Here is a 1,998-nt window from a genome sequence, read left to right as displayed (position 1 = left end):
ACATGATTGTCCTCCATCCTAAATGAAATGTATTCCATTATATCGTCTTCAGTACAATCTTTGATTAATAAATCATCCATTTCATCATGCAGATATTTAGACCAAGTATATAAGTCACATTTATATACATATATAGTTTTCTCACTTAAACCAGCTATTTTCTTAGCTTGAAGAAATCCTTTAATTAACTTTTCATTATTTTTATTTATATTTCCTTCTACTTTAATTCTTTTACTTCTCTTTTCAAATGTTGCCAAATATTTCACTTCCTTTAAAAAGGCTAGAGAAATTAATCTCTAGCCTCTAATTTGTCTTTTATTTCTGTTATATCTGTTTCTACTCTTTCAAGTCTACTATTATTAGTGTTTAATGCTTCTGCAAACTTGTCTAACTTATCATCAAATTTATCTATCGTATCTCCGAAAAGCTTTCTTTGTTCTCTAATTTCTCTAGAGAAATAGGCTCTTTCTTTTATTCTATCTTCTTGTTCTAGTTGTCTATTTCTTTCTAAGTATCTACCAAACCACAACATTACTACTGTTAGTAGTATAGCTGTATATCCATACTGGCTCAGTAATTCAATCATTTCTTTAGATAACATCTATTTTTCCTTTCTGTTTTGCACTTGTATTTGATTTATACCTATAGATGCTCCCCAACACAAAATACCTTCAAAGATAGCTTCTATTGACAACTCCTTCATAAATAAACAACTACTTATCATTGCTATAATCAGTAATATAAAAGGTATATATTTATTTTTAATATCTGACTCTTTTATAAAAGTCCCTAATATGTAAAGTCCTCCTATCAGCATTATCAGATTTTGAGGTATAAACTGCATTATATCCATATAACTTCCTCCTATCCAAGAATCTCATTTAATTCTTTTACTTTAATTTTTATTTGCTCTAGTTTTATATCATTGTTTTCTACCTTCATTGAACTTATCTTATTGCATATATTTATTATGTTTTGACCATAATTTGTATCTGGACACCATTTACCAGATAAACTCTCAACTATCTTAGCTTCTCCATGTAAATATGGGAAATGTCTAGGGTCTAATGTAACTCCATTAATTTTGTATTCATTTTTACCAACTAATTCACTATATTTTGGATAACCTTTAGCTCCAGCATATAAAGCTAGATGGTCTATAAATGCTGCTGCTCCCTCTTCCCAACAATTAAATCTTGTATGGGCTGATGGGTCTAAATCTCCTCCACCTTTATTTCCTTTAAGTCCACATACATTGCAATATGAGGGATTTAAAACTCTACCAAAATTAAAATATCCAGTTTCTACAAATGCTTGAGCAATTGCAATAACTGGATTTACACCTTTTTTCTCTGCTTCTTTATATATTATTGGTACTATAGCCTTACATAAATAGTGTGGTGGATTAGAGTTATTATTTAATGTATCTAAATATGCAAAGACTTGTTCTAGTGTTGCTATCGGCTTATTTAATATATCCAATTTTAATACCTCCTACTTACCTATAAAATTTAATACTTTATGAAGTGTAGCCCATCTATCATCGCCTTGTAGTTTAGTAAATCTTTCACTAGTCTTAATTTTTTCACTTGCTGACCCTATTACATAAAGATTTTCACAATGGCCAGCTACATAATTTTTTAACTCACATACATAGACTTCATCAGATTTATAATTTATGGCCATTACATTAGCTATAGCTTTATCAACTTCACCTTCATAAACTATTGTATATTTATTTTTTTTATCTTGTGAACTACCACTTACAGACTTATTAAATATTCCTTCAAAAATATTTATGGCCATATCTTTAGCATTATAGTTTTTAGTATCATCGGTATCCACAAAGCAACATTCGACTAAGATTGACTTTGCCTTTGTTCTTCTTAAAAATGCTAGAGTTTTCTTTTCTTTAACACCTCTATTTTTAAAGTCTTTATCACCTTTCGCATGATAAGTTTCAGTTATTTTTTTACACACTCTTGATGCTATTTCAAC

Annotated in this window: 4 protein-coding genes and 1 pseudogene; all 5 read right to left on the bottom strand. The window is 29.1% G+C overall.

Annotated elements, in window-relative coordinates; translation table 11 throughout:
• Window positions 1-257: pseudogene (locus IC219_RS21235) on the bottom strand (phage integrase N-terminal SAM-like domain-containing protein); the annotation flags it as partial.
• A 32-nt stretch (window positions 258-289) separates the two neighbouring features.
• Window positions 290-601 carry a hypothetical protein gene (locus tag IC219_RS21230; protein ID WP_227832034.1) on the bottom strand — a complete coding sequence of 104 codons (312 nt, stop codon included), beginning with the start codon at window positions 599-601 and terminating at the stop codon, window positions 290-292.
• Complete coding sequence (locus IC219_RS21225; protein WP_227832033.1) at window positions 602-853, bottom strand: phage holin family protein; 252 nt, start codon at window positions 851-853, stop codon at window positions 602-604. It abuts the gene before it with no gap.
• Between the two features lie 11 nt (window positions 854-864).
• Entirely contained in the window at window positions 865-1,482 is a 618-nt protein-coding gene (locus tag IC219_RS21220; protein ID WP_227832032.1) for a glucosaminidase domain-containing protein, read from the bottom strand.
• Window positions 1,483-1,494: 12 nt separating this feature from the next.
• On the bottom strand, window positions 1,495-1,998 hold a 504-nt coding region (locus IC219_RS21215; RefSeq protein ID WP_227853496.1), incomplete at its 5' end, for an N-acetylmuramoyl-L-alanine amidase.

The sequence above is a fragment of the Clostridioides sp. ES-W-0018-02 genome, from assembly GCF_020658175.1.
Lineage (GTDB): Bacteria > Bacillota > Clostridia > Peptostreptococcales > Peptostreptococcaceae > Clostridioides.
The sequence above is the reverse complement of the archived record's forward strand: the minus strand, read 5'-3'. Positions and strand labels throughout refer to the sequence as shown.